29 protein-coding genes are annotated in these 23,858 nt (G+C 61.6%); 16 read left to right on the forward strand and 13 right to left on the reverse strand.

The window, feature by feature from the left end:
* The 3 genes from mutT (at position 1) to ACST81_RS06975 (ending at position 1,216) form a co-directional block, all read left to right on the forward strand.
* Entirely contained in the window at positions 1-414 is a 414-nt protein-coding gene (mutT, locus tag ACST81_RS06965; protein ID WP_438752104.1) for an 8-oxo-dGTP diphosphatase MutT, read from the forward strand.
* A 199-nt stretch (positions 415-613) separates the two neighbouring features.
* Entirely contained in the window at positions 614-934 is a 321-nt protein-coding gene (locus tag ACST81_RS06970; protein WP_438752105.1) for a hypothetical protein, read from the forward strand.
* Positions 935-1,042: 108 nt separating this feature from the next.
* A complete protein-coding gene (locus ACST81_RS06975; RefSeq protein WP_438752106.1) occupies positions 1,043-1,216 on the forward strand; it encodes a Flp family type IVb pilin in 174 nt (57 codons plus the stop codon).
* Positions 1,217-1,223: 7 nt separating this feature from the next.
* Here the strand turns inward: ACST81_RS06975 and ACST81_RS06980 are convergent, their stop codons facing one another.
* Positions 1,224-2,114: a methyltransferase domain-containing protein gene (locus ACST81_RS06980; RefSeq protein WP_438752107.1), complete on the reverse strand. Its 891-nt coding sequence runs from the start codon at positions 2,112-2,114 to the stop codon at positions 1,224-1,226.
* A gap of 74 nt (positions 2,115-2,188) precedes the next feature.
* On the opposite strand from ACST81_RS06980, the gene ACST81_RS06985 reads away from it, so the two are divergent.
* Genes ACST81_RS06985 through ACST81_RS07005 form a run of 5 tightly spaced genes read left to right on the forward strand, consistent with a single transcriptional unit; the run spans position 2,189 to position 5,175 of the window.
* Entirely contained in the window at positions 2,189-2,977 is a 789-nt protein-coding gene (locus tag ACST81_RS06985; protein WP_438752109.1) for a ComF family protein, read from the forward strand.
* A 46-nt stretch (positions 2,978-3,023) separates the two neighbouring features.
* Complete coding sequence (grxC, locus tag ACST81_RS06990) at positions 3,024-3,281, forward strand: glutaredoxin 3 (RefSeq protein ID WP_438752111.1); 258 nt, start codon at positions 3,024-3,026, stop codon at positions 3,279-3,281.
* Positions 3,282-3,291: 10 nt separating this feature from the next.
* The gene (locus ACST81_RS06995) at positions 3,292-4,149 is read left to right on the forward strand and encodes a carbon-nitrogen hydrolase family protein (protein ID WP_438752112.1); all 858 of its coding nucleotides are present in this window, start codon (positions 3,292-3,294) and stop codon (positions 4,147-4,149) included.
* Positions 4,146-4,574 carry a DUF1178 family protein gene (locus ACST81_RS07000; RefSeq protein WP_438752114.1) on the forward strand — a complete coding sequence of 143 codons (429 nt, stop codon included), beginning with the start codon at positions 4,146-4,148 and terminating at the stop codon, positions 4,572-4,574. Before ACST81_RS06995 ends, ACST81_RS07000 begins: the two co-directional genes overlap by 4 nt.
* Position 4,575: 1 nt before the next feature.
* Positions 4,576-5,175 (forward strand): DUF3291 domain-containing protein, encoded by a 600-nt coding sequence (locus ACST81_RS07005; RefSeq protein WP_438752116.1) that lies wholly within the window; start codon positions 4,576-4,578, stop codon positions 5,173-5,175.
* Between the two features lie 12 nt (positions 5,176-5,187).
* Here ACST81_RS07005 and ACST81_RS07010 read toward each other — a convergent pair whose 3' ends face one another.
* The 7 genes from ACST81_RS07010 to ACST81_RS07040 form a co-directional block, all read right to left on the reverse strand.
* The gene (locus tag ACST81_RS07010; RefSeq protein ID WP_438752118.1) at positions 5,188-5,505 is read right to left on the reverse strand and encodes a hypothetical protein; all 318 of its coding nucleotides are present in this window, start codon (positions 5,503-5,505) and stop codon (positions 5,188-5,190) included.
* A gap of 27 nt (positions 5,506-5,532) precedes the next feature.
* Complete coding sequence (locus ACST81_RS07015; RefSeq protein ID WP_438752119.1) at positions 5,533-5,913, reverse strand: helix-turn-helix domain-containing protein; 381 nt, start codon at positions 5,911-5,913, stop codon at positions 5,533-5,535.
* Positions 5,914-5,928: 15 nt separating this feature from the next.
* Positions 5,929-6,240 carry a type II toxin-antitoxin system HigB family toxin gene (locus tag ACST81_RS07020; protein WP_438752121.1) on the reverse strand — a complete coding sequence of 104 codons (312 nt, stop codon included), beginning with the start codon at positions 6,238-6,240 and terminating at the stop codon, positions 5,929-5,931.
* A gap of 280 nt (positions 6,241-6,520) precedes the next feature.
* Complete coding sequence (ubiG, locus tag ACST81_RS07025; RefSeq protein ID WP_438752123.1) at positions 6,521-7,267, reverse strand: bifunctional 2-polyprenyl-6-hydroxyphenol methylase/3-demethylubiquinol 3-O-methyltransferase UbiG; 747 nt, start codon at positions 7,265-7,267, stop codon at positions 6,521-6,523.
* A 54-nt stretch (positions 7,268-7,321) separates the two neighbouring features.
* On the reverse strand, positions 7,322-7,708 hold the full coding sequence (locus ACST81_RS07030; protein ID WP_438752125.1) for a hypothetical protein: 387 nt from the start codon (positions 7,706-7,708) through the stop codon (positions 7,322-7,324).
* Positions 7,709-8,285: 577 nt separating this feature from the next.
* Complete coding sequence (locus ACST81_RS07035; protein WP_438752126.1) at positions 8,286-9,056, reverse strand: SDR family oxidoreductase; 771 nt, start codon at positions 9,054-9,056, stop codon at positions 8,286-8,288.
* Between the two features lie 123 nt (positions 9,057-9,179).
* Complete coding sequence (locus ACST81_RS07040) at positions 9,180-9,341, reverse strand: hypothetical protein (RefSeq protein ID WP_438752127.1); 162 nt, start codon at positions 9,339-9,341, stop codon at positions 9,180-9,182.
* Between the two features lie 550 nt (positions 9,342-9,891).
* Between ACST81_RS07040 and ACST81_RS07045 the strand changes: the two genes are divergently transcribed.
* The 3 genes from ACST81_RS07045 (at position 9,892) to ACST81_RS07055 (ending at position 13,611) form a co-directional block, all read left to right on the forward strand.
* On the forward strand, positions 9,892-11,535 hold the full coding sequence (locus tag ACST81_RS07045) for a phosphoethanolamine transferase (protein ID WP_438752129.1): 1,644 nt from the start codon (positions 9,892-9,894) through the stop codon (positions 11,533-11,535).
* A 67-nt stretch (positions 11,536-11,602) separates the two neighbouring features.
* Complete coding sequence (locus ACST81_RS07050; protein ID WP_438752131.1) at positions 11,603-12,265, forward strand: response regulator transcription factor; 663 nt, start codon at positions 11,603-11,605, stop codon at positions 12,263-12,265.
* A gap of 26 nt (positions 12,266-12,291) precedes the next feature.
* Positions 12,292-13,611, forward strand: a complete 1,320-nt coding sequence (locus ACST81_RS07055; protein WP_438753418.1) for a sensor histidine kinase — start codon at positions 12,292-12,294, stop codon at positions 13,609-13,611.
* Positions 13,612-13,858: 247 nt separating this feature from the next.
* Here the strand turns inward: ACST81_RS07055 and ACST81_RS07060 are convergent, their stop codons facing one another.
* Both ACST81_RS07060 and ACST81_RS07065 read right to left on the reverse strand, forming a co-directional pair.
* Positions 13,859-14,062 carry a hypothetical protein gene (locus tag ACST81_RS07060; RefSeq protein ID WP_438752132.1) on the reverse strand — a complete coding sequence of 68 codons (204 nt, stop codon included), beginning with the start codon at positions 14,060-14,062 and terminating at the stop codon, positions 13,859-13,861.
* A gap of 449 nt (positions 14,063-14,511) precedes the next feature.
* Positions 14,512-15,171: a glutathione S-transferase family protein gene (locus ACST81_RS07065; protein ID WP_438752134.1), complete on the reverse strand. Its 660-nt coding sequence runs from the start codon at positions 15,169-15,171 to the stop codon at positions 14,512-14,514.
* 90 nt (positions 15,172-15,261) lie between these two features.
* Between ACST81_RS07065 and ACST81_RS07070 the strand changes: the two genes are divergently transcribed.
* A complete protein-coding gene (locus ACST81_RS07070) occupies positions 15,262-15,762 on the forward strand; it encodes a winged helix-turn-helix transcriptional regulator (RefSeq protein WP_438752136.1) in 501 nt (166 codons plus the stop codon).
* Between the two features lie 40 nt (positions 15,763-15,802).
* On the opposite strand, the gene ACST81_RS07075 is transcribed toward ACST81_RS07070, so the two are convergent.
* The 3 genes from ACST81_RS07075 to ppk2 all read right to left on the reverse strand — a co-directional run bounded on the left by ACST81_RS07075 (position 15,803) and on the right by ppk2 (position 17,565).
* The gene (locus ACST81_RS07075) at positions 15,803-16,228 is read right to left on the reverse strand and encodes a type II toxin-antitoxin system VapC family toxin (protein ID WP_438752138.1); all 426 of its coding nucleotides are present in this window, start codon (positions 16,226-16,228) and stop codon (positions 15,803-15,805) included.
* Positions 16,229-16,414 carry a hypothetical protein gene (locus tag ACST81_RS07080; protein WP_438752140.1) on the reverse strand — a complete coding sequence of 62 codons (186 nt, stop codon included), beginning with the start codon at positions 16,412-16,414 and terminating at the stop codon, positions 16,229-16,231.
* A gap of 248 nt (positions 16,415-16,662) precedes the next feature.
* On the reverse strand, positions 16,663-17,565 hold the full coding sequence (ppk2, locus tag ACST81_RS07085; RefSeq protein ID WP_438752141.1) for a polyphosphate kinase 2: 903 nt from the start codon (positions 17,563-17,565) through the stop codon (positions 16,663-16,665).
* Positions 17,566-17,898: 333 nt separating this feature from the next.
* Between ppk2 and ACST81_RS07090 the strand changes: the two genes are divergently transcribed.
* The 4 genes from ACST81_RS07090 (at position 17,899) to prmC (ending at position 23,697) form a co-directional block, all read left to right on the forward strand.
* A complete protein-coding gene (locus tag ACST81_RS07090; protein WP_438752142.1) occupies positions 17,899-19,152 on the forward strand; it encodes an aspartate kinase in 1,254 nt (417 codons plus the stop codon).
* 90 nt (positions 19,153-19,242) lie between these two features.
* Positions 19,243-21,510, forward strand: coding sequence for a phosphoenolpyruvate--protein phosphotransferase (gene ptsP / locus ACST81_RS07095; RefSeq protein WP_438752144.1), 2,268 nt, complete (start codon positions 19,243-19,245; stop codon positions 21,508-21,510).
* Between the two features lie 244 nt (positions 21,511-21,754).
* Positions 21,755-22,837, forward strand: coding sequence for a peptide chain release factor 1 (gene prfA, locus ACST81_RS07100; RefSeq protein WP_438752146.1), 1,083 nt, complete (start codon positions 21,755-21,757; stop codon positions 22,835-22,837).
* Entirely contained in the window at positions 22,834-23,697 is an 864-nt protein-coding gene (prmC, locus tag ACST81_RS07105) for a peptide chain release factor N(5)-glutamine methyltransferase (RefSeq protein ID WP_438752148.1), read from the forward strand. The genes prfA and prmC overlap by 4 nt, the downstream gene beginning before the upstream one ends.
* Positions 23,698-23,858 lie beyond the last annotated feature (161 nt).

The following is a 23,858-nucleotide window of genomic DNA, read 5'->3' on the forward strand; positions in this document are numbered from 1 at the left end:
ATGGACGGCAAGGGCCGGAGAATCCTGCTTGTCGCCGCCTGCGCGCTGATCGACAGCGATGGCCGCATCCTGTTGGCGCAGCGTCCCGAGGGCAAGTCGCTGGCCGGCCTCTGGGAGTTTCCCGGCGGCAAGGTGGAGCCTGGCGAAACGCCGGAAGAGACGCTGATCCGCGAACTCGACGAGGAACTGGGCATCCGGACCAAGGTCGCTTGCCTTGCGCCTCTGACCTTCGCCAGCCACACCTATGACGATTTTCATCTGCTGATGCCGCTCTATGTCTGCCGGCGTTATGAAGGCACTGCCCATGGGCGGGAGGGGCAGGCGATCAAATGGGTTCGGCCCAAAGCCTTGCGCGATTATCCCATGCCACCAGCGGACGAGCCGCTTATCCCCTATTTGATGGATCTGCTCTGACCAAACGGTCGGAAATTTCGATTTTATTAATCAAACATTTATCACCCTCGCTCAAGATCAGCCTCAGTTCAGTGTCGGCGTCTATGTGTTTCGGGATGTTTCCCGTAGCGGGCGCCGATCGTGTATCGGCGCGACATGGTTTGAGGCGGTGGGAGTGAACCGCCATCAAGGAAGCGCCTGCATTTTTAAGAGGCATGTGATGGTCGACGACGATTTTTGGAGAACGGTACAGGACAAGGATCTGGTGACGAGCCAGAGCCGCCGCACCGGTGCGCTCAATCTGTCGCTGTTGTTCGGTACCGCCGTCATCGCGCTGACATTGATCCTGACGCCGATGCTCACCTCCAAGAGCGAGAACAAGGTTCTGGCCGACGCGCCGATCGACTACGACAATATCTCGACGGGATCGATCCCGAGCAGCACGACGACCAAGCGCTATACGGTGCGCCGTAGCGTGCTGCAGGAAATGCCCGGTGCCGTCTGCATCATCGACGGAAATGGAAGCAAGAGCGGCTGCTGATCCCTCGGCTGGGCGGGGCGCCCTCGACGCGGCCCGCGCATCGACTTCTCGGCCCGAACAACTTTATGCGCGAGCCGAAGCGGCCTGCGCCGGACAGGCTGGGAGCACATGAAGACATTCGTCCGTTTTCTCAACGTCAAATCAGGCGCCACGGCCGTCGAATACGGCCTTTTGGCCAGCCTTATATCCGTGGGGATGATCGTCGGGCTTGGCGGGTTCTCGGATTCGCTCCTGGGGGTACTCGACAAGATCACCACGGCGATCACCACCGCGCCGAACTGATCTTTAGCTAATCCTTGTCCTTCAGCGGCAGTTCCCGTGTGCTGAGCGCATCGGACAGGCGCTGTTTCGCCGATCCCGGTTTCAATGGTTTCTGCTGGCTTTCGTGCGGTGCCCAGCCGGAAATATAGATGATCGAGAAGGTCGCGCGGATCCGGCCATCGGGATCGCCGAAGCGCTCTGCGTAGAGTTCAGCCGCCCTCAGGAAGAATTTCCTAGTCAACGGCTTGCGGCTTCGGGCCGCGAGCGGATTGGTCATGCCCATCGACCGCAGGTCTTTCAGGAGCGAGAACAGCGAGGCGTAGCGTACCGTATAGGTTTCGGTGTCGGCGACCGGCAGGGTGAAGCCCGCGCGCTGTAGAAGGGCGCCGATATCGCGGACATCGGCGAAGGGAATGACGCGTGGACTTGCGCCGCCGGTCATCTCGCTCTCGGCGGCCAGCAGAACCTCGCGCAATTCCTGCAACGTGCCGCTACCAGGGATCGCGGCCAGGAAGAGGCCGTCCGGCTTCAATGCCCGGCGCACCTGGATGAACACGCCGGGCGTATCGTTGGTCAGGTGCAGCGACAGCGGCGAGACGATCAGGTTTACCGATTCCGGCGCCAGCGGCACGGTTTCGAGCGGGGACGCGGAAATATTCTCGTTGCCAGAGGCGAAAGCCTCGTCCGTCTCGACGCGGCGGATTTCGCCGGTCTTGCCAGTCTCGGCCATGAAGCGCGCGGCAACACCGGTATATCCATGCAGTTCGACGGCGGTGTCGAAATGGCGCTCGACGACATCAAGCCGCTCGGCCAGTTCCCGGGCGGCGATTTCGAGCAGGAAGTCGGCCTTGGGGTCACCGTTGCGCAGTGCCCGCTTGCGGCGGGTTTCGATGAGCGTCTGGTCGAAAACGATATCCACGGCAGTGCTTCCAAAATTCTGATCGCTTAAAAATCTGATCGCAATGAAACCCGGCTGGCCGTAAAGTCAACCTCATGAGCGTGGAGGGGACGGAAAATCCGGTGCGGCGGCTGGTGGATGGCCTGACCGGAAGCCTGCGCGGCCTGATGGCTGTGGCGGTCGATGCGGTCTATCCGCCGGTCTGCAGCGGCTGTGGCCGCATGGTCGGCCAGCATCGCGGTGTCTGCCCTTCCTGCTGGGCGACACTCCGGCTCATCGAGCGTCCCTATTGCGAGGTCTTGGGCGTCCCCTTTTCCCACGATCTCGGCACCGGCATCCTCTCGGCCGACGCCATCGCCAATCCGCCGGCATTCGAACGACTGCGATCCGTTGCCATCCATGACGGCATTGCCCGTTCGCTTGTCCATGGCTTGAAATACCGGGACCGCACCGATCTGGCGGTGATGATGGCCGATTGGATGATCCGCGCCAGCGATGGGAATGTGGACACCTGCGATGCCATCCTGCCGGTTCCACTGCATGCCTTCCGGCTTTGGGGGCGCAGGTTCAACCAGTCCGCAGAACTCGCCCGTGCCATCGCCCGGCATGCGGGCAAGCCCTATCTCGCAACAGCCCTGATCCGTACCAAGCGCACCGTCCAGCAGGTTGGGCTCGGGGCGGCGCAGCGCCAGGACAATGTGCGCGGCGCCTTCACCGTCACCGAGGCCGGCAAGGCGGCCGTGTTCGGCAAGCGCATCGTGCTGGTCGACGACGTCTATACGACGGGAGCCACGGTTTCGGCCGCGACGCGAGCGCTGAAGAAGGCCGGTGCCGCGGATGTGACGGTTTTAACCTTTGCAAGAGCCATGTCCGGTCTTATATGACTTTCAACAGGCTGGCACAGGGCCGGCTAGAGAATAGGTCAGGACTATGGCTTCGGTCGTTATTTATACCCGTCAGTTCTGTGGATATTGCTCCGCGGCAAAGAAACTTCTGGAAACCAAGGGCGTGGCCTTCGAGGAGCATGACGCGACCTATGCGCCGGAGGTTCGCCAGAAGATGATCGAGCGGTCGAATGGTGGCACCACCTTCCCGCAGATTTTCATCAACAATATCCACGTCGGTGGCTGCGACGACCTGCATGCGCTGGATCGTGCCGGCAAGCTGGACGACATGCTCGCCGCATAAGGAGACGCCCATGACGTTCAAGGCCGCCGCGATCCAGATGTGCTCGGGCGTCGATGTCGCCCGCAACGCCGATGCCATGACCCGGCTGGTGCGGGAAGCTGCGGCACAGGGCGCCACCTATGTGCAGACGCCGGAAATGACCGGTGCGCTGCAACGTGACCGCGCCGCCATGCGGGCAGCCTTGCGGGACGAGAGCACGGACCTGATCGTCGCCACCGCTTCCTCGCTTGCGGCGGAACTCGGCATCCACCTGCATGTCGGCTCCACCGCAATCGGCCTTGCCGACGGCAAGATCGCCAATCGTGGTTTCCTGTTCGGCCCCGATGGCCGCAAGATTGCCCATTACGACAAGATCCACATGTTCGACGTCGATCTCGACAATGGCGAGAGCTGGCGGGAGAGCGCGGCCTACACGCCGGGCGGCACCGCGAGGCTCGTCAACCTGCCGTTCGCCAAGCTCGGCTGCGCCATCTGCTATGACGTCCGTTTCCCGGAACTCTTCCGCGCCCAGGCCGTGGCCGGTGCGCAGGTCATGTCGATTCCCGCTGCCTTTACCCGCCAGACCGGCGAGGCGCATTGGGAAATCCTCTTGAGAGCCCGCGCCATCGAGAACGGCATGTTCGTCATCGCGGCAGCGCAGGCCGGCCTGCATGAGGACGGACGCGAGACCTTCGGCCATTCGATGATCGTCGATCCCTGGGGCGTCGTACTGGCTTGCGCCGGCGGCACCGGCGAAGGCGTGGTGCTGGCCGATATCGACGTTGCCGCCGTTGCTGCGGCGCGGGCAAAGATTCCGAACCTGAAGAACGGCCGGCCCTTTTCGTTGGAGGAGGTGTCGTCGGATACCTCCGGGGACGTGGCCGCTTGATCAAATACACGCTGGCCTGTGACAACGGCCATTCCTTCGAAGGATGGTTTTCCTCGAGTGCCGATTTCGATCGGCAGGCGGACCTCGGGCTTGTCTCCTGTCCGGCCTGCGGGTCCGTCTCCATCGGCAAGGAACTGATGGCGCCCTCGGTCTCGACCGCCCGCAAGAAGGACGAGGCCAAGGTGCTGATGATGGACCAGGCCCGCAAGGAGGCGGTTTCCAAGATCCGCGAACTGGTGACGTCGATCCGAGAGAATGCCGAGGATGTCGGCACCAAATTTCCCGAGGAAGCGCGCAAGATTCACTATGGTGAGGCCGAGCAGCGCGGGCTGATCGGCCAGGCGACGGTCGAGGAGGCGCGTGAACTGCTGGACGAGGGCATCGAGATCGCGCCGCTGCCGGTCCTGCCCGACGACGTGAACTGAGATGGCGGCCGCCGAACCGCGTCCCACAGGTGCGCGTCTGGCCATGTATAATTTCGGCCTGCATGTCGGCCCCGAGGGTGATCCCCGTGTCGAGGGCTTCGTTTCCCGAGAGCCAGCCAATTTCGAAGCGGCCAGCCGTGCCGCCGGCTTTATCGGACGGTCGGGCTATCGCGGCGTTCCGGGACCGCGCAGTTGGGGCCGGCAGGTATTTCCGCGCTTCATCGAAGGCAGCGGCTTCGACAGCGGACCGTCGTCACTCTCGCTCTGGGCCGATATCGAATCGCTGATGGCCTTCGCCTATAGCGGCGTCCATGCCGATGCGCTCAAGCACGCCCGCAACTGGAACATCAAGGCGAACTGGCCGCCACTCGTTCTCTGGTGGGTGGACGAGCGTCGTTTGCCCGACTGGTCCGATGGCGTCGAACGGCTGGAATATCTCCACGATCACGGGCCATCGCCAAAAGCCTTCACTTTCAAGGACCCCTTCGCCGCCAATGGCGAAGCCTATGTCATCGACCGGAACAAGGTCCGGCAACTGGCGGAAAGCAACCGGGAAGGACAGCAGGAACTGCTGGCGCATGTGCTTTCGTTGAAAGTCTAGAGCATCGTTCCCTTAATACGGCCCATTCTGCTGGAAGGAATTTTGGCCAGAACCAAGGCGGCTGGCGAAAAGCGCAGCAGAAGCTGCGGTTGAGACGGCCACCGCCGGTAGTGGCCAAAATTCATCCAGCCCTTCGGGTTGGCTGAAAACGGCCGCCCACTGCGGCGGATGGCTGGACCGATGGATGTCGCATCGCTCTGCGCCATCCTTCTTGTGGATCGGACGTTTTGAGCCAACAGAATGGGTCGTATTAAGGGAACGATGCTCTAGCATGCGGGTGAGGGACGGGGATGTTTTTCCAGGCTCGGCGCAAATGTGCTCGCTGATCATGGGCTGCGCCATGCGGTAAGGCCGCATTCAAGCGGAAATGCCACCGATTAAAGACCCGGCGGGAATATTCCATTCGCGGCTCAGCTTCCGGATCTGATCGAGGTTCATTTCCCTCTTGCCATTCAGGAGGTCGGCCGCTCGGGCTTTGGATCCAATGACCGCCACCAGATCCGCCCGGCTGTAATTGTTTGCTTCCATGACCGACTTGACGACTTCGATCGGGCTTGCGGCCGGAATCACATAGTGCTTCGCTTCATACTGCTCGATCAGCATGACCAGCGCGTCAAAATGAGCGGCATCGTCTGAGCCCTCTTCAGGTTCGTTCTCGAAATAAGGGCGGACCTCCTTCAATGCCGCATTGTATTCGTCATCATTCCGCAGCGTTCGGAAAGCCTTCAAATTCAACATGCCGATTCCTTCCGATCAGAGGCTCTTCACATCGATGGCGTCGTACTGGGCATGCGTGCCGACAAACAGAACGAAAATCCGTTTCGATCGGAACGCGACCAGACCAACGATCCGGTATTTGTTGCCGCCCACATCAAAGATAACCTTGTTGCCTGCGACCATATCAGCCGAATTGAAGGTCTTTTTCAAATCGCCAAAACTGCTCCAGTTTGCCTTGGACGCCGTGGCGTACCATTGTATCAGCGCGGCTTCCGCAGTCTCCCTGGGCAGACCTTTTGGCAAGCCGTTCCAAAATTTGATCAGGGCGGATTTGGCGATGACGTTCACGGTCCCTCAATCTAGTGCGTTCCCAATCTGGAAACAAGCTGAAAGATTCCCAATCTGGAAATTCTTGCTTCGGCTGGTTACTGCGACTCTCCCCAGATGAAAAGATGCGCCATGTCAAAGAACAAGGCCACGAACACATCCGATCGACCAATGTAGCACAGCGGCGAGAGGCGGGGATCAGGGGAGCGTCCGGTAGCTCATCTCCATGCTCCGGAAGCGGCGTTTCTTCTTCCTGATATGAAGGATGGGGGTGTCATCGGCATTCTCCCGTTGTTGCGGGCTAGGCCGGTCGTCTGGCGACGATCATGTAGTTGACGTCCATGTCCTTCGACAGGTTCCACTGGTTGGCGAGCGGATTGAAGAAGACGCCGGTGCGGTCGGTCACCGTCATACCGCTGGCGACGATCGGCTTTTCAAGTTCTTCCGGCCGTACCAGCTTTTCATACTGGTGGGTGCCGCGCGGCAGCCAGCGCAGGACGTTTTCGGCGGCGAAGATCGCAAGGGCGGCGGCTTTCATCGTGCGGTTGATGGTGGCGACGAACATCAAACCGCCGGGGCGCACCATCGAGGCGCAGGTCGACATGAAGAACTCGACATCGGCGACATGCTCGACGACTTCCATGTTGAGCACGACATCGAAAGTCTCGCCGGCCTCTGCCAGCGATTCCGCCGTGACGGCGCGGTAATCGACCGGGACGCCGCTGCCGCTGGCATGGGTCCTGGCGATCATGATATTTTTTTCCGAGGCATCAGCACCGACGACATCGGCGCCCATGCGGGCCATCGGCTCGGACAGGAGCCCGCCGCCGCAGCCGATATCGAGGAAACGCAGGCCCTTCAGCGGTTGCGGTGCCTTTGCGTCGCGGCTGAAATTATCGGAAACCCGATCGCGGATATAGGTGAGCCGAACCGGGTTGAACTTGTGCAACGGCCGGAACTTGCCCTTCGGATCCCACCATTCGGCCGCCATCGCGGAAAAGCGATCAACCTCGGCCTGATCGATGGTGCTGCGGGCTTGTTCGCTCATGGCGGAAACTCCTCGGGACTGTCGCTTTTGAAGTCGGACGATCGGGCGCGAAAGTCAAGGGTCGGCGGTGTCGCGGCGCAGTTGGCGCCCTTTCAGATAGCGGTCGAAGGACGGCAAGATGACGGTCGGGTTGGCGACCAGGTATTTCTGGAGGGTGTCGAGGCGGTCCGTGAATGCCGCAAAGAACGATGCGTCGATGGTTGCGATGCAACGGGGCAATTTTGAGCAGGCCTTGCCGGAGAGGCCGAGTTCCCGCTGGACCCGGACCTTGCGGTCCTGATGGGCGGAGACGAGCATCTCGCCGGTGCAGGCCCTATCGCGGCGGCATTTGCGGAGAGGGCACTCCTGCCAGACTTCGCATGTGGTCAGGACGGTGCGGCACTGGCGTTCATGATCAATGGCGATGCGCTTTTCATAATCAGTGAAATCCTGTTTCGGCATGGTCTGATCCTTTTGCTGGTGGGGATACAGGGCAGCCGTGCGCCTTCACGCGGCGCGAGCGTCCGTGGTTTGGATAATCAACTCGGCCGGGACACATCGTGTGCCTGATGAGTTAGTAAGTAATGACACGCGATGTGTCCCGTCTCGGTGGTTTTTACCTGCAACTCCGGTTTCTCTGCCAGACGGAAAACCCTTACGGGTTTGGAGGCATTTGCGCCCCAGCCGTCTGTTGTGTGCCTCACAGACACGCCCCGATCCTGTTTCAAACGGGAGGGAAACCACTTTCTGCAGGCCCTCCGGATCGTGCCTGCGTTTCAAACACAGACCAGGAGCACCGGCCCCACCTCGCCGGCAACGCTTTCCGGTGTATCCGATCGTGGGACGAAGGGAAGTATGGCACGGGTTGATGGGGGCGGGGATTTTGGCTCTGAGGGAAAGATCCCCTCACCAACAAAATCTAACACTTAGCCTTTGGCTAAGCTGTTGATTTTGTGTCCTCTCCCACTGGGAGAGAGGAAAGGATGCCGGACCTGCCGCGTCAAATCTCATCCCCGCTTGAGGGGATTTTCTGAGCTTTTCAGGTGCGGTTGATCGAGACGCCGCCATCGACGAGCATGGAGGTGCCGGTGGTGAAGCTCGATGCGTCCGAGGCCAGGTAAAGCACGGAGCGAGCGATTTCCTCGGGTTTGGCCATGCGTTTCAGGGCGTGCAGGCCTTCAACGAAGGCTAGGATCTCCGGCCCGGCACCGGGCGCGTTGGTGAAGCTCATCGGCGTATCGGTGCCGCCCGGCAGGATGGCATTGACGCGGATGCCCTTGGTTCCTAGTTCCGCCGCCAGGCTTTGCGTCAGGCCGATCAGCCCCGCCTTGGCGGCGGCATAGGCTGATGTATTCGGCATGCCGGCGGTATGGCCGACGAAGCTGGAGGTGAAGATCAGCGAACCGCCGCCGCGCTTCGCCATGGCCGGGACCTGATACTTGGCGCCGAAATAGGCGCTGGTCAGGTTGGTCTCGATCGTTTCCTGCCAGCCGGCGGTCGAGAGATCGGCGATCGGCGCCATTTCCCCGGTCGTGCCGGCATTGTTGAAGGCGATGTCGAGGCCGCCGAAATTTTCCACGGCCGTATCGACCAGCGCGCGGGCGTGGCCCTCGTCGCGGACGTCGCCATCGACGGCGAGCGCCTGGCCGCCTTCAGCTTCGATTTCGGCGACGAGGTCGTCGAGGGCCGGGCGGCGGCGACCGGACAGGACGAGACGGGCGCCTTCGCGGGCAAACAGTTTCGCCGTCGCCCGGCCGATGCCGGAACTGGCACCGGTGATGATGGCGACCTTCATGGACAATGTGGTCATGACTGAAACTCCTCTTGGATTATGCGAGCGCTTCAATCGCAGCAAGGAGAAGGAGCCGCCACCCGATTCCTGCGCAGGCAGGCCGTGGTGGCGAGGGATAGGTAAGTAGATGCTTACTCTATTTCAGAGTTTGAGATTATCGAGACGCAGGGTCATTGCCGAGGATTGCCGGTGCGTCAGCGTCGAGGCCTGAGAGCCGGCAAGGCGGCATAGCGGGATCAGGATGATCACCACGACGAGGGCGGCTACATACAATAGGCCAAGGGGAACGCGGCGCGCTTTCAAGCAAGAATCTCCAGTGTCGAATCTACCCTGCCTGCCGAAACTGACAGCAGGCTGAACGCGCGCAAGTCGAACGATAATCGTTTTCCTTGTGTATTCCTATCTCCTCACACGCCAGGTTATTGCGTATGGAAAAGACCCCTCCCCAACCCCTCCCCACAAGGGGGAGGGACTTAACCCGCCGCCTCGTCCGAGGCTGAAAACAGGGCGTTCGGTCGGGTCTCCCCCCCCCTTGTGGGGGAGATGGCCGACAGGCCAGAGGGGGTCTTTACTCCATATGCGATAGCCCTCCCCACAAAGGGGAGGGACTTAACCTGTCGCCTGGACCTTCATCTAAAAGGGGGGCCTGTGGCTGGGTCTCTCTTCCCTTTGTGAGACGATGGCAGACAGGCCAGAGGGGTCTTCCCCTATGCAACAGTCCTCACTCACACCGTTCAGGTTCCTGTCAGAAAACAATTCCAGATGTCAGGGGTGGAGACGGGGTGCCCGCGCCTGATGGTGCGGCGCCTTTTGAGCCTGCTCCATCCGTCCGATGTATCGCAGGAGCAGACTGGTGACTTTTGTAACCCTATCAAACGCCTCGCCGCGCCTGGTGCGCCCTCAGATCGGCAGTGTCACGTTGAGCCTGATCGTGGCGGCTTATCTCGTTTTCCTGACGAACCGGACCTTCTGGGCGAAGGCTATCGACTATCTCGGCCTTCCGAGCTTCGCGGTGGTGTTGATGGGGATTGGCCTTCTGGCGCTGTTTTCGGCCGTCTGCATCGCGGTGTCGGTGAAATATCTGACGAAGCCGCTGTTCATCCTTTTGGTCATGGCCGCAGCCGTGTCCTCCCGCTTCATGGATCACTTCGGCACGATCATCGATCTCGACATGATCCGCAACGCCGCCGAGACGACGGGATCGGAGGCCGGCCACCTGCTGACGGCGGGTTTCGTGACACATGTGGCGATCTTCGGCATCGTGCCCTCTCTCATGATCACGGCGATACGCATCCGACATCGGCCGTTTCCGCAGAAATTCATGTGGAATACCGCGTTCGTCCTGTCGTGCCTTGCGGTGTTCATCGCGGTGGGTCTCGCCAATGTCCGCACGCTGGCAGCGACGACACGCGAGCATCGCGATCTGATGGCGACGCTCAACCCGGTTGCGCCGATCGTCAGTGTCATTCGCTATGTCAGGGCGAGCGGGGCGGAGAAAAATCTCATTGTCCAGCCGCTCGGCACCGACGCGCATGTGATCGCGCCTGTCGCCTCGGGCAAGCCGCGCGTGACCATCATCGTCGCAGGTGAAACCGCGCGGGCCGAGAATTTCTCGCTCGGCGGCTACGGCCGCATGACCAATCCGAAGCTTGCCGCGCGCGGCGTGCGCTATTTCTCCGATACGTCGAGCTGCGGCACGGCGACGGCGGTCTCGCTGCCCTGCATGTTCTCGATCTACACCCGTGCCAGCTACACGCACGAGAAGGGGCTTGAAACCGAGAATCTGCTTGATGTCCTCACGCACGCCGGCGTCAAGGCGGAGTGGTGGGACAACAATACCGGCAGCAAGGGACTTGCCAGCCGGATCCCCTATACCTCGTTCTCGGACATCAACGACCCGCGCTTCTGCATCGATCACGAATGCATCGATGCCGTGCATCTGGACCGGCTCGGTTCCTGGCTGGACAATGTCAAGGGCGACAGCGTGCTGGTGGTTCACCAGATCGGCAGCCATGGGCCGGGCTATTACCAGCGCTACCCGGATACCTTCCGCCGTTTCACCCCGGATTGCCGGACGCCGGAGCTTGGCAACTGTTCACATGACGAGATCGTCAACGCCTATGACAACACGATCCTCTACACCGACCATGTCCTGTCCGAGATCATCGACATGCTGAAGCTACGACAGGGCAAGATGGCCGGTCAGATGATCTACATGTCCGACCATGGCGAATCGCTGGGCGAGCATGGGCTCTACCTGCACGGCGCGCCCTATTTCATCGCGCCTTCACAGCAGACGCATGTTCCTTTCGTGCTGTGGCAAAGCCCGGAAGCCAGGACCGGGATCGATGCCGCTTGCCTGGACACCAAGACGGGCGAGCCGCAGTCGCATGACAACCTGTTCCACACCGTGCTCGGCATGATGAACATTGCTACCAGGGTCTACGATCCGGCGCTGGATGTGATCGCGTCATGCAGGGTGAATGCTGCTTCGTAGTGTTTGACGGCGCGGGCCAAAGAGGAAATAGAATGCCGGAAATGCTGGCCGGTAGAGGGATCGTCGATTGCGCGTTCTGCTTGTCGAGGACAACGAAATTCTGGGGGAGGCGGTTCGCGACCATGTCGCGGCAGCCGGGCATGCCGTCGACTGGATGCTCACGCTTGAGGATGCCCGCGCATCGCTGCGGACCGTCAGCTACGGTCTCGTCCTGCTCGACCTGCGCCTGCCGGACGGCAGCGGTATCGCGCTCTTGAAGGAGATGCGGGCTTCCGATAACGCGACGCCGGTCATCATCCTGACCGCACACGACCAGATTTCCGACCGGATCGAGGGCCTGAACAGCGGTGCCGACGACTATCTCGTCAAGCCCTTCGATCTCGGAGAGCTTTCCGCACGGATGCTGGCGGTGATCCGGCGATATGGCGGCAATGTTTCGCCTCTGATCCGCTTCGGCGAGCTGAAGATCAGCCAGGCCGACCGACGGGTGTTTTCGGGCGACGAGGAGGTCAGCCTTTCCGGCCGCGAATGGGCGGTGCTCGATACGCTGCTGGCCCGTCCCGGCGCGATCATTTCCAAAGCCCAGATCGAGGAGGCGCTCTATGCGTTCGGATCCGAGATCGAGAGCAATACGGTGGAAGTCTATGTCAGCCGGCTGCGCAAGAAGCTCGGGCGCGACCATGTCGCGACCGTCCGCGGTGTCGGCTACAAGATCGGAGCGCCGGCGTGAACGAGAACAAGCCCGGCGGGCAGAGCATGACACGGCGTCTGATCCTGTGGTTGACGGGGGCTGCGACCGCTTTCTGGCTGATCGCCGCCGGCCTTGGCGTCTCCGTCATGCACGACGAATTCGGCGAGATTTTCGACGGCTCGCTGCAGGAAACGGCCGAGCGGCTGGTGCCGCTGATCGTCGACGAAATGGACCGGCGCCAGGGAAACGCCTCGTCGCGGCACGATGAAACCGACGACGCCGGCGAGGAATATCTCGTCTATCAGGTGCGCAATGCCGCCGGAGAGCTGCTGTTCCGCTCGCATGACGCGCCGGCCGAGCCGTTCGACGTGCCGCTGAAGCGCGGCTTCTTCACCGGCGATACCTACCGGTTCTTCACCGCGTCCTCGCCGGGCGACACAATCTTCGTGCAGGTGGCTGACGCATTGGCAAACCGGTCGGAGGCGTTGAACGAGGGCAGCCTTGCGCTGTTCCTGCCGGTGCTGGTGCTCATTCCGGTCAGTGTGTTGCTGATCCGGCAGATCGTGCGCCGGACGCTGGCGCCGGTCGACGATTTGCGCACGGCGATCGAGGAGAAGGATGGCGGCAACATGGCGCCGGTGCCCTCCGACATGCTGCCGCGCGAACTGCGTCCGATCGCCCGCTCGGTCAACCACTTGCTGACCCGGCTGCAATCGGCCTTTGATGCCGAGCGGGAATTCACCGCCAACAGCGCGCATGAACTGCGTACGCCGATCGCCGGAGCCTTGGCGCAGACCCAGATGCTGATCGCCGAGCTCGATGGCCCCGGCAAACGGCGGGCGCAGCAGATCGAGGTCTCGCTGATCAACCTGCGTCACACGGCGGAAAAGCTGCTCCAACTGGCCCGCGCCGAAGCCGGTATCGGCGGTGACACGGAGAGCGTCGATCTCGCGCGGGTGCTGGAGCTGGTTGTCACCGATTTCAAGCGCGGCGCGCCGGAGCCGGAGCGCCTGCGGCTTCATCGCGAGGCCGGGGCATCGCTCAAGGGCAACTACAGCGAGGATGCCTTTGCCATCGTGCTGCGCAACCTGATCGAGAATGCCTTGCTGCACGGCCGCCGCGAGGAGCCGGTGGATATCTATCTTGAGACGGAAAGCGTGGTGCGCATCGTCAATGGCGCAGCGCTGCTATCAAGGGATGAGATGGCGACAATCCGCCAGCGTTTCGGCCGTGGCAGCACAGTCGCGGTCGGCTCCGGTCTCGGTCTGTCGATCGCCGAGCGGCTATTGCAGCAGATGAATATCGGCTTCGAGGTTCTGTCTCCAGCAACAGGCCGGGCGGATGGATTTGAAGTGGTGCTGCGTTTTAAAGGCGCGGCAGCCTGATCAAGCGGCTGAGGACCACCATCCTCTCCGCCATTCCCGTGCTGGTCACGGGAACCAGTCAGCCAAGTCCTTGGGTTTAAAGAGTCTTTTGACCCGCCGGACGTCGGGTCGCTGGATTCCCGCCACAAGGGCGAGAACGACGGAGGGTGGGCTTGCCACGTCCTCAAACAATCGGCCTGGGAGTTTGTCAGCAGTCTGACGGAGTGCCCGTTCGGCCACTCCGTCTCTCAGATATCTTGCCGGAAGCCTATCGTAGGGCGATTTCCGAACCCACGAACATCTGCCGGTCGGCATCCTTGCGGGCGAGGTCTGCGCACCGGTTGCGTTCCGCAAGGATGGCGCGGGCGATGATGATCGCCGAATGATCTTCGAAATATTCTTCCGAAACGCTTGTCCGTGCCTTTACGGCGGCGTTCCAGATATCATCAGGGAAGACGTTCTTGATGGCCATGATACTCTCCACCGTTCAAATTCACCGGGCAATTCTATGGGCGAAGCGGGCTGCGGTGTCCTTGTTTCCGATCGAGCAGATTGCAAATACCGGCACGCTTTCCACGACGAAAGCTCCACCAAATTCAAGGCCAGAGATAGTTGGACCTAGGGCCAATACAGGCTGCTGGCGAATCGGAAACGGGTGACGCAGCGGGTTTGCAGTCAGCCCCGGCCGTCGATGGACGACAGACGATTACCAATCTTTTTCAGAATGTTAGTAATTTTTCTGGCGGCTGGCAGGGTTGTTTTCAACCCGTACTCCACCCCGCCGCGATGGACGGGGTGGCTCAGGTCTCGCCGCATTCACGCGGCGACACTAGCGTGATTCGCAGGCGCTGGATTCACCCGTTTGGGGTATGTTTTTCAACGAAGACAGAAAGTCGAAGGACCTGGCAACCGGGGATTTCATCAGTCCCGATCCGGCGCGCCGAGCGGGAAGAAGTCGCGGTAGGGGCGGGCCTCGTCGACGGCGCGGGCAAAGGACGGCCGGGCGAGCAGGCGGGCACGATAGGCGCTGATATGGACGAGCGTTTCGGGGATCGGATGCACCCAGTCGGCATAGAAGAGCGACGGCGCGGCGGCGCAGTCGGCAAGGCCGAACGTATCGCCGGCCGCCCATTCGGAGCCGGCCATCACGCCATCGAGCCAGCCATAGGCATCATCGAGCATGGCCTTGGCTTCGTTGACACCGTAGGCATCGCGATCCGCTTCGGGGCGGATGTGGTTGAACACGAATTTCTGCATCGGGGTCATGATGTAATTGTCGAAGAAGCGGTCCATCATCCGCGCCTTGAGCGCCGCCGTGGGATCGGACGGCAGGAAGCGGGTCGGACCGGGATGGGCGAGCCCGAGATGTTCGATGATCACCGTCGCCTCCATCACGGTTTCGTCGCCATCCTTTAAGAGCGGCATGCGCTTCATCGGCCAGAGCGCGCACCATTCGGCGGCGACATCGGGCGTGTCCGGTCCGAGCACGCGCATTTCGAACGGCGTGTCGTTTTCATAAAGCGCGGTCAGCACCTTCTGGCAGTAGGACGAGAAGGGGTGGGCGAAGAGCTGCAACGTCATTGTATCCTCCCAAACTGATTTCAATATGAAACTGGTTGTTTTGTAGGGTAACCGCTCTTATATTGCAAGCAGTTTGGCGAAAGGCTGAAAATGGACGTTGCACACCGGTCGGGCTGCCCGATCAATCTCACCCTCGAAATGCTCGGCGACCGCTGGAGCCTGATCGTCATCCGCGACCTGATGTTCGGCAATCGCCGGCATTTTCGCGAGCTTCTCACGCAATCGGAAGAAGGCATAGCCTCGAACGTGCTGGCCGACCGGCTGAAGCGGCTGCGCGAAAGCGGCATGCTCTCGCGCACGGAGGACCCGAGCCACAAGCAGAAGGGCATCTACAGCCTGACGGAACCGGCGATCCAGCTCGTGCCGCTCATCGCCCAGATGGGCGCCTGGGGACGGCGACATACGCCGGCATCCGAGGAACTCTCGATCCGCGCGGAACTCCTGGAGAATGGCGGGCCGCAGATGTGGGCTGCGTTCATGGAGGAATTGCGGGCCTTGCATCTCGGCGCGCCGATGCCGGAACGTTCGGTGTTTGCGGAACTGCAGGCGGCGTATCTGGCGGTGGTGGCGGGGAATAGGGTAGGGGAGTGAGGGATGGAGATTACCTTGCCGCTGAAGGCAAGATGGTCATTCAGCAGGCAACGATCCCAATGTAGCCGGTTTCAGCTATCTGGGCCATTGTCGCGTCGCGGCTGACGATCGGCACCTTCTTGTATCTGGCGGTTGCCATGATGTAGCAATCTCCCGGATCCTTGTGATTGGTTGCCGCGATCATATGCGCAGCTTCGAGAGCGATCGCAGGCCCTATGGGCACGACCTTGCAGGAAGTGACGGATATAGCCGCCTTGAACCAGTCCTTGACCGTGACGTCGCCAATATCGGGAGCATTCGTCCTCTTGTTCGCGGCGATCGCCAATTCCCACGCCGTGATCGGTGAAACAAAAAGCTTCCCGGCCTCCTGAGCGGCAGCGATCGCGATCAAAGCTTCATTGAGAAGGGTTTCCGGTCGCGTCACCAGCCACAGGAGAGCGTGTGTATCGAGGACGACTCCAGCCAATTACTTGGCTTTCGGTTTGCGAGCGCCTCTCAGTGCCTGTTCCGCGATTGGCTTGGTGAGGTCGAGCCCGCGTTTCATGGAAAGCTCGCTGTCCTTGAGGGCGCCGGCGCCCTTGATCGTGACGAGCTGCCCAGTCCGCGAATTGCGAACGGTAACGATTGACGGGGATGTCTTGACCTGTGCCATGACGGTAACATGAACTTAAATGATAAGCAGTTCAAGTCAGGGTGGTGCGCTGTTCATGCGCTGAACGGGACGATTCCCGGGAGCCTTGGAATGGTTCCGATGGCATCAGGCTGCCACCTCCGGTCACACGTCACTGCCGTGCAAGACCGCCCCTCATCCGCCCTGTCGGGCACCTTCTCCCCGTTTTGACGGGGAGAAGGACAAACGGCAACTGCACCGCAAGGGAAACCAGACGGCGTTTCCGGAAATCAATACACGTCCGGCACGTACATGTCCGGCGGGACCGGGTGGCGGGTGTAGTCGTCGTGGCGGATGCGGTCGGGCAGGACGAGTTCCGGCTTGGGCACATCCTCGTAGGGGATCTGGGCGAGCAGGTGGGCGATGCAGTTGAGGCGCGCCTTCTTCTTGTCGACGGCCTGGACGATCCACCAGGGGGCTTCCTCGATATGGGTGCGGGCCAGCATCTCTTCCTTGGCTTTGGTGTAGTTTTCCCAGTGGATGCGGCTTTCCAGGTCCATCGGCGAAAGCTTCCACTGTTTCAGCGGATCGTGGATACGCATCTGGAAGCGGAATTCCTGTTCGTCGTCGGTGATCGAGAACCAGTATTTAATGAGAATGATGCCGGAGCGGACCAGCATGCGCTCGAATTCCGGCACGTCGCGGAAGAATTCCTCGACCTGCTCGGGCGTGCAGAAGCCCATGACGCGCTCGACGCCGGCGCGGTTGTACCACGAGCGATCGAACAGCACCATTTCGCCTGATGACGGCAGGTGCGGCACATAACGCTGGAAATACCACTGATTGCGTTCGCGCTCAGTGGGTGCAGGCAGGGCGACGACGCGGCAGACGCGCGGGTTGAGGCGCTGGGTGACACGCTTGATGGCGCCGCCCTTGCCGGCGGAATCGCGGCCTTCGAACAGGACGACGACCTTGAGCTTCTTGTGCTGGACCCAATCCTGCAGGCGCACCAGTTCATGCTGGAGGCGGAACAGTTCACGGAAATAAGTCTTGCGCTCCAGCGTCGGCTCGGCCGGGCCGGACATGCCCTCGGCGACCATTTCGTCAAGACGGTCCTCTTCCATCTGCATTTCCAGCTCTTCATCGAAGCTGTCGGCAATTTCCGCCTTGATGCGGTCGAGGTGGTCGATCATCGGGTCGCGTTCCTGTTGGTCGGAGGGACAGGAGCAGGGTTTGATGACAGGGGTGTGACAGGCATGAACATTTGCGAACTGCGTTAAAGTCAGGCAGCAATTCAAGCTGCGCCTTGATGCAACGGTTCGAAAAATGCTGATCGTTTTCAGCAAGCTTAAAGGCCACAGCGATACTAAACGGCGAACGGTCGCCTGTATCGCTACAGGCGCGTGCGGCAAGACGAACGGTGCGTGTTCCGCCATTGCACCCCGCTTTCAATTTCGCTAAGAGACCGCCAACTTCTTTCACTGGCGCGAACCCCTTGGCGCAGCAGGCAATACCGGTAGAGGCATATGGCACGCATCGTGATGAAATTCGGCGGCACGTCCGTCGCGGATATGGATCGCATCAGGAATGTGGCCCGCCATGTGAAACGTGAAGTCGATGCCGGCCATGAGGTCGCGGTCGTCGTTTCCGCCATGTCCGGCAAGACCAACGAACTGGTCGCCTGGACGCGTGACGCTTCGCCGATGCATGACGCGCGCGAATATGATGCCGTGGTCGCCTCCGGCGAGCAGGTGACGTCCGGTCTGCTGGCCATCGCGCTGCAGAATATCGGCATCAATGCCCGCTCCTGGCAGGGCTGGCAGATCCCGATCAAAACCGACAACGCCCATGGCGCGGCGCGCATTCTCGATATCGATGGCACGGAACTGGTCCGCCGCTTCGGCGAGGGGCAGGTGGCCGTCATCGCCGGCTTCCAGGGGCTTGGCCCGGACAATCGGATCGCGACGCTCGGTCGCGGCGGTTCCGATACGTCGGCTGTGGCGATTGCAGCCGCGGTGAAGGCCGATCGTTGCGACATCTATACCGACGTCGACGGCGTCTACACGACCGATCCGCGCATCGAGCCGAAGGCCAAGCGCCTGAAGAAGATCGCGTTCGAGGAAATGCTGGAAATGGCCTCGCTCGGGGCCAAGGTCTTGCAGGTTCGCTCGGTCGAGCTTGCCATGGTATTCAAGGTCCGCACCTTCGTGCGCTCCAGTTTCGAAGACCCCGATGCACCGGGCATGGGCGATTTCTTGAATCCCCCCGGTACGCTGATTTGTGATGAGGAAGAGATCGTGGAACAGGAAGTCGTCACCGGCATCGCCTATGCCAAGGATGAAGCACAGATTTCGCTCCGGCGCCTGGCCGATCGGCCCGGCGTTTCGGCCGCGATCTTCGGGCCGCTCGCCGAAAGCCACATCAATGTCGACATGATCGTCCAGAACATTTCGGAAGACGGCTCGAAGACCGACATGACCTTCACGGTGCCCTCCAGCGATGTCGACAAGGCCCTGAAGGTTCTGAACGAATCCAAGGAAAAGATCGGCTTCGACGTCATCCAGAACGAATCGGGCCTGGTGAAGGTCTCGGTCATCGGCATCGGTATGCGCAGCCATGCCGGCGTGGCCGCGTCCGCTTTCCGCGCACTTGCTGAAAAAGGCATCAACATCAAGGCGATCACCACCTCGGAAATCAAGATTTCCATCCTGATCGACGGTGCTTACGCCGAATTGGCGGTTCGTACTTTGCATTCCGTCTACGGTCTGGATAAGAGTTAAGCGACGCAGTTACGGTCGCTTCCGGCGCTTGATAATGCCGGGGCGATTGCTATCTGCCCTTGATGATTTCAGATACGGAGACGTTGCGCGATGAGAGACCTTTCCGCGGGTCCACGCGTCCTTCTCAAGCGGTTGCGCGAACTGATGGCGGAACCGCTCGAGCCGCAGGAGCGACTTGACCAGATTGTCCGCCAGATCGCTCAGAACATGGTCGCGGAAGTGTGTTCGGTCTACGTGCTGCGCTCCGACGGCGTGCTCGAACTCTATGCCACCGAAGGCCTGAACAAGGACGCCGTCCATCTCGCGCAACTGCAGATGGGGCAGGGGCTCGTCGGCACGATCGCCGCTTCCGCCCGGCCGCTCAATCTCTCCGACGCCCAGGCGCATCCGGCCTTTACCTACCTGCCGGAGACCGGCGAGGAGGTCTACCATTCCTTCCTCGGCGTGCCGATCCTGCGCACCGGCCGCTCGCTCGGCGTTCTCGTCGTGCAGAACAAGGCAAGCCGCACCTATCGTGACGACGAGGTCGAGGCGATGGAGACGACGGCGATGGTGCTCGCCGAGATGGTGGCGACCGGGGAACTGAAGAAGCTCACCCGTCCGGGACTGGAACTCGACCTGTCGCGCCCGGTGACGATCGAGGGCAACAGTTTCGGAGAAGGCATCGGCCTCGGCTACGTCGTGCTGCACGAACCGCGCATCGTCGTCACCAATCTGTTGAACGACGATACCGACCACGAGCTTGGCCGGCTGGCCGAGGCGCTGGGATCCTTGCGCATTTCCATCGACGACATGCTGTCGCGCCGCGACGTGTCGATGGAAGGCGAGCACCGCGCCGTGCTGGAAGCCTACCGGATGTTTGCCCATGACCGGGGCTGGGTGCGCAAGCTCGAAGAGGCTATCCGCAACGGCCTCACCGCCGAAGCCGCCGTCGAGCGGGTGCAGAGCGAGACCAAGGCGCGGATGATCCGGCTGACGGATCCTTACCTGCGCGAGCGCATGCACGATTTCGACGACCTCGCCAACCGGCTGCTGCGCCAGCTGACCGGCTATGGCGCGCGGCTGTCGGCCAGCGATTTCCCGCCCGATGCCATCGTCGTCGCCCGCGCCATGGGGGCGGCCGAACTGCTGGATTATCCGCGCGAGAACGTGCGCGGCCTGGTGCTGGAAGACGGCGCCGTGACAAGCCATGTGGTGATCGTCGCCCGGGCCATGGGCATTTCCGTGGTGGGGCAGGCGGCGGGTGTCGTGGCGTTGGCCGAAAACGGCGATGCTGTTATCGTCGATGGCGACGGCGCCCAGGTGCATCTGCGGCCAATGGCGGACCTGCAGCGGGCATACGAGGAAAAGGTGAGGCTGCGCGCCCGTCGGCAGGCACAGTTCCGGGCGCTGCGTGGCATCGAGCCGGTGACCAAGGACGGCAAGCGGATCAAGCTGCAGATGAATGCCGGCCTGCTGGTCGATCTGCCGCAACTGGCCGAATCCGGCGCGGAGGGCATCGGCCTGTTCCGCACCGAGTTGCAGTTCATGATCGCCTCGACCATGCCGAAGATGGAGGAGCAGGAAGCCTTCTATCGCAACGTCATCAAGCAGGCGGCCGGCAAGCCGGTGACCTTCCGCACGCTCGATATCGGCGGCGACAAGGTCGTGCCCTATTTCCGCGCGGCGGAAGAGGAAAACCCGGCGCTCGGCTGGCGGGCGATCCGCCTGTCGCTGGACCGTCCCGGCCTGTTGCGCACGCAGTTACGCGCCATGCTTCGGGCCTCCGCCAGCCAGGAACTGCGCATCATGCTGCCGATGGTGACGGAAGTTGCCGAGTTGCGTACCGTGCGAGAACTCCTTCAGAAGGAAATCCAGCGCCAGTCCAAGGTCGGCGAGCAATTGCCGCGCAAGTTGCAGTTCGGCGCCATGCTGGAAGTGCCGGCCCTGCTCTGGCAGCTCGACGAACTGATGCAGGAAGTCGATTTCGTCTCGGTCGGCTCCAACGACCTGTTCCAGTTCTCGATGGCGGTCGACCGCGGCAATGCGCGGGTGGCGGATCGTTTCGACGTGCTCGGTCGGCCGTTCCTGCGCATCCTGCGCGACATCATCCGCGCCGGTGACCGCAACGAAACGTCGGTCACGCTCTGCGGCGAAATGGCGAGCAAGCCGCTGTCCGCCATGGCGTTGCTCGGCCTCGGCTACCGCTCCGTCTCGATGTCGCCGACGGCCGTCGGCCCGGTCAAGGCCATGCTGCTCGCCGTCGATCTCGACAAGCTCTCGGCCATGCTGCACGCGGCACTGGACGACCACAAGGACCTGACGCCATTGCGGGAGAAGCTTTTGGCATTTGCGGCGGAGCATGGGGTGCCGGTTTAGGGATTGGCATTGGAGTCCGCTGTGGGCTCACCCCCCTCTGTCGGCTACGCCGACATCTCCCCCTCAAGGGGGGAGATTGACCGCAACGATTGTGCGTCCCTGACTATGGTGTAGATAGGGAAAAGAATGATCTCCCCCCTTTGAGGGGGAGATGTCACGTGAGTGACAGAGGGGGGTAAGCCTCCGCAAGCTCGGACAGAATGAAGGACGGACGCGCGAAGCGGCACGCCCCACGGAGACTACATTGGCCACACTTCCTGTTGAAAAAATGCGCGAGCTGGAGCGGCGCTTCGGCGAGATCGAGGCGCGGATGTCGGAGGGGCCGGCGGCGGATGTTTATGTGAAGCTGGCGTCGGAATATTCCGAGTTGCAGCCGGTGGTGACGAAGATCCGGCTGTATGAGAAGGCGCTGGCCGAGCTTGCCGATGTCAACACGCTGATGAACGATCGCACCACCGATCGCGAGATGCGCGACCTCGCCGAGATGGAAAAGCCGGAGATCGAGGAACGCATCGAGGCGCTGGAAAAGGACATGCAGATCCTGCTCCTGCCGAAGGACGCCGCCGACGAAAAGAGCGCGATCCTGGAAATCCGCGCCGGTACGGGCGGGTCGGAGGCGGCGCTGTTTGCCGGCGACCTTTTTCGCATGTACGAGCGTTATGCATCCGACAAGGGGTGGAAGGTCGAGGTGCTGTCGGCGAGCGAAGGCGATGCCGGCGGTTACAAGGAAATCATCGCCACCGTGACCGGGCGCGGCGTGTTCTCCAAGCTGAAATTCGAATCCGGCGTTCACCGGGTGCAGCGCGTGCCGGACACGGAAACGCAGGGCCGCATCCATACATCGGCGGCGACTGTCGCGGTTTTGCCGGAAGCGGAAGATATCGATATCGAGATCCGCAACGAGGATATCCGCATCGATACGATGCGCTCCTCCGGCGCCGGCGGCCAGCACGTCAACACGACGGACTCGGCCGTGCGCATCACCCATCTGCCGACCGGCATCGTCGTCACCTCTTCTGAAAAATCGCAACACCAGAACCGCGCCAAGGCGATGCAGGTTTTGCGGTCGCGGCTCTACGACATGGAGCGGCAGAAGGCGGACAATGAGCGCTCCGCCTCGCGCAAGAGCCAGGTCGGTTCCGGCGACCGGTCCGAGCGCATCCGCACCTATAACTTTCCGCAGGGTCGCGTCACCGATCACCGCATCAACCTGACGCTTTACAAGATCGACCGGATGATGATGGGCGAAATCGACGAGGTGGTGGACGCACTGCTTGCCGATTACCAGGCGGACCAGCTGGCACAGCTCGGCGAGATCCAGGGATGACCGATACGCTCGACAGCCTGTTTGCCGAGGCGAAGGCCCGATTCCTGCAGGCGCATATCGGCGAGGCGGCGCTGGATGCGCGCGTGCTGATCGGCGGATTGCTTGACCTCCCCACATTGGCGTTCGTGACGCGCGGCAGCGAATCGGTGTCGGTTGAAGATGCGCAGCGCATACGCGACGCCATTGCCCGCCGCGCGGCGCATGAGCCGGTCTATCGCATTCTCGGGTGGCGCGAATTCTACGGGCTGACGCTTGGCATGTCGAAGGACACGCTGGAGCCACGGCCGGATTCGGAAATGATCGTCGAGGGGCTGATCCCGGTCGCCCGGAAGATCGTCGCGGAAAACGGTTCCTGCCGGATCATCGATCTCGGCACGGGCACGGGGGCCATCTGCCTGGCGCTGCTCAGCGCGGTGCCGGAAGCGACCGGGGTGGGCTCGGATCTTGCCGCGGGTGCGGTGGAGATGGCGCGGGCGAACGCGGCGCGCAATGGTCTCGACGGGCGGTTCACGGGGATCGAAAGCGACTGGTTCGAACAAATTAACGGCACGTTTGACATCATTGTGTCGAATCCACCCTATATAAGGACCGATGTCGTTGCGTCCCTGGCGCCTGAAGTGAAGGACCATGATCCGGCTTTGGCGCTGGACGGTGGCGCCGATGGGCTGGATGCCTATCGCACGCTTGCTGCCGGTGCGGCCGCGCATCTGGCACCCGGCGGGGTCGTCGGGGTCGAGATCGGCTACGACCAGATGCAGGTCGTCGGCCAGCTTTTTGCCGATAATGGTTTCCGGGCGATCGACCGCGTGCGCGATCTCGGCGGAAATGACAGGGCGATCCTGTTCGAACTGTTGCCGTAACCCCGCAAAACCAGCGGAAAATGGCGGGTTCTTTTTAGAGACCATGAAGAAAAGGCTTGGAATCAAAGAGGAAGCGGGCTAGGTTCACCCTCACGCACTGGGTAGAAGGTCTAAGATCTGAGATTCGTTCCGGTCAGACCTAGCCGCAGGGATTGCTCTCA

It is taken from the genome of Pararhizobium sp. O133, assembly GCF_051669845.1.
GTDB lineage: Bacteria > Pseudomonadota > Alphaproteobacteria > Rhizobiales > Rhizobiaceae > Pararhizobium.